General features: G+C 37.5%; 1 protein-coding gene. It reads right to left on the bottom strand.

All coding sequences use genetic code 11. The features are described from left to right. Positions 1 to 113: 113 nt before the first annotated feature. Positions 114 to 2668, bottom strand: a 2555-nt coding sequence (locus BBH99_RS10920) for a M16 family metallopeptidase (protein WP_066695449.1), incomplete at its 5' end; no start/stop codon positions are given.

The raw sequence follows: 2668 nt of genomic DNA, 5'->3' as shown, positions 1-2668 counted from the left end.
GCATTGTCAGAATGGAGACAGAGATTGTGTGATGAGGTAAAACATACCTATTATCATTTATCACTTATAAAATAAAAACCGTCCAAAATGTTTATTGAGCGGCTTTTTTATTTTTAATGTCCGAAAATATCCTTCAGGCTTACTTCTGTAAAGGTTCCCATCTTACTTACGGCTTCCATATTCAGGTTTTCCTTTTTACCGATAATGGCAGTATTAAAGTCTACAGACTGAATGTCCGATTGATAAAATTCTCTGATATCTTCAAACTTCAGAGCCTGGATCTGCTCAAAAATATCTTTTCTGAAATCATGGTAGATCCCAAGTTTCTTTAATCTTAAAGTATTGAAAAATATATTGTTTCTCGTGACTCTGGTAGACGCAATTTGTTTTAAAGCAGCATTTTTAGCATTTTCAAACTGAATGGTAACCTCGGGTAGTTCATTCATCAGTTCATTCATGGTGTCCACTGCAATCATCAGTTTGTCTGGTTGTGTTCCGATATAAGTGGTAATATAATCAGGATGATTCAGCTCTGCACTGGCTGCATAAGAAACATACGCAGAATAAGCTAAACTTTTGCTCTCACGGATCTCCTGGAAAACAATAGAAGACAGCCCTCTTCCGAAATATTCATTAAACACATTCACCTTTCCAAAATTAGCAGGATTCACCATGTTCCCCTTACCAACTTTGCTCATTTCCATTTGAACCATATCATAGTCAATAAAATATACATTTCCTCCTGTAGCAGGTTCAGGATACTGTTTCGGTTCAGGAATCTGGAGACTTGCAGCTTCTGTATATTCACCAATATATCCTTTGAATGTTTCAAAATCTTTTCCATAAAAGAAAATCTGGTAAGGATATTTGAACAGCTTTTTCATTCGGTCTGTGAATACTTCTGCTTTACTGCTTTCAAGCTCTTCCTTAGAGATAACATCTGTAAAACGGGAAGTATTTCCCAGCTTCGTATAAGTAGTCAGCGCCGTCATGATACGATTTTTATCTTTTTTAACAGCTTGACGATTTTCCAGCACAGTTCCCACAAATTGATTATAAATTTCCTGATTCGGTTGTACTCGGTACATCCATTGCTGAAGAAGGGCAATTCCCTTTTCAATATTCTCTTCCAAGCCGCTCAGGGAAATCAATAGCTGGTCATTGGTGGTTTTAAAATCATTGCTTACTCCAATTTTGAAAAACTCCTTTTTCAGATCTTCGGGAGAAAGCTCATCAGTTCCTAAATACTGAAGCAGCTGAGTTGAAATCCCCAGGTCACGGTCATGATCACTTCCAAAAGGGAAAATAAAATGAACCTGGGCAATATCATTGTACTTATTTCTTACAAAGCTCAATTTCTTCCCTTTGATCTCATCAGTAGTAATTTCTTTTTGATAATCGATGAATTCCGGTTTAATGTCCTCCGTTTTATCAGATAAGATTTCCTTTAAAAATTCAGATTGTGCATCACGGTTAATTTTAACAGGAGTAATTCCAGGATTATCTACTCTCAATAACTTATCGTTAACTCCTTTCTCTTTATTAATAACAACATAGTTGTGCTTAAAGAAATCATTGGCAAAACGGATAACATCTTCCTTGGTGAAACTTGCGTATTCATCCATTTCATTCAGCTCCTGTTCCCAGCTTCTTCCTTTTATATAAATATCGTATAAAGTCGTGGCCAGGCCTTCTGCCGTTTCAAGGCCTTTCATTCTCTGAAGTTTAAAGTCATTAATAATGGCAGGAAGCATCCAGTCCGGGAAATCACCTTTCTTGATAAGCTCAATTTCCTCCAGAACCATTTGGGTAGCTTCTTGTAAAGTTTGGGTTTCTTTCGGAACCGCTACAATAGAAAAATAGCCGTATTGTTTTAATCCTACGGAGAAAGCTTGTGCCCAAAGCATTTTCTGAGTCTGATTGATATGGAGATCCAATAAGCCGGCCTCTCCTCTGTTGCTTAGAATATTTACAACAATATCAGCAAGCATTGCCTCCCTGGTTCCATAGCTATCCGTTCTCCAGGCCAATTGAACGCGTGGAGTAGTAGGGCTTTTCACAGTTCTTTCTACAACTTCTGTAATAGGCTGCTCAATAATCGGAGTCTTTTTAGGAAGTTCTTTATAGGGAAGAGTGCCAAAATACTGATCTACCAATTGAATGGTTTCTTCAAAATCTAGATCTCCAACCAATACCATTGCATAATTATTAGGAACATAATATTCATCAAAATACTTATGAATAGCCTTCATAGAAGGATTTTTCAAATGTTCAGGTCTGCCCAGCGTGGTTTGCTGCCCGTTAGGATGGGTTGGAAAAAGAGCAGCCATCAGTTCATAATTCACCAGCCTCGAATCATTATCCTGAGCCCTGTTGAATTCCTCATATACAGACTCCAGTTCTGTATGGAAAAGACGGAGAACAATTTCAGAAAACCTTTCCTTTTCTATTTTTAGCCATTTTTCCAGCTCATTATTCGGAATATTGTTTTTATACACCGTTTCATCAAACCAGGTGTGGGCGTTGGTTCCGGTGGCTCCTAATGAGGAAATCGCTTTGTCATATTCATTGGCAATAGCATACTGGCTGGCTTCCTGAGAAATTTCGTCTATCTTTTTATAGATTTCTTTTTTCTTTTCAGAATCCTGTTCAGCCTTATGTTCTTCAT

Origin of the sequence: Chryseobacterium contaminans, from assembly GCF_001684955.1 — a bacterium.
In the GTDB taxonomy this organism is placed as follows: Bacteria; Bacteroidota; Bacteroidia; order Flavobacteriales; family Weeksellaceae; genus Chryseobacterium; species Chryseobacterium contaminans.
The sequence above is the reverse complement of the archived record's forward strand: the minus strand, read 5'-3'. Positions and strand labels throughout refer to the sequence as shown.